This is a genomic window from Dietzia sp. IBK-p2-15D (genome assembly GCF_057773105.1).
Genome location: NZ_JBYMTK010000098.1, coordinates 1 through 447, shown reverse-complemented (window position 1 = coordinate 447; position 447 = coordinate 1). Strand labels below are relative to the sequence as shown.

The 447-nt window shown below is 51.0% G+C and carries 1 protein-coding gene; it reads left to right on the top strand.

The window, feature by feature from the left end:
• Positions 1-173: 173 nt before the first annotated feature.
• On the top strand, positions 174-447 hold a 274-nt coding region (locus AC3DEV_RS17045), incomplete at its 3' end, for a hypothetical protein (RefSeq protein WP_488372880.1).

The following is a 447-nucleotide window of genomic DNA, read 5'->3' as shown; positions in this document are numbered from 1 at the left end:
GGTCGAAAGACTATCCAAGCGTAATCAGCGCTGAAATTTGTAGGGGCGTGACCATTACTTGGGTAAAGTCTGCGATTGGTATGACCGAAACAGAAGAAAAAGAAGCAGTCACCTTTATTAAGTGGCTGGAAAAAGCATTTATCTTTAACTAGCAAACCGGAAAGGAGTAAGCCATGCAGACCAAGACGCCGACACCTGGACCAATGAAGCTGCCGAAGCTAAAGGTTGACCACGAACAATTGGAGGGCGCATCCGTCCCGTTGGTCCTCATCGTCGATACGTGGGGATGTTCTCTCTCGGATTCCCAAGCCGCCGAGTGCATCCGCCGAGTAGAGCTGCACGATGAACTAGTGGATGCGCTGGACTTGATGCTCGAATCACACACAGCGCACCACAAGCCGTTGACGCCGAACCAAATGGTAGACCTACGAGCGAAGGCTATCTTCA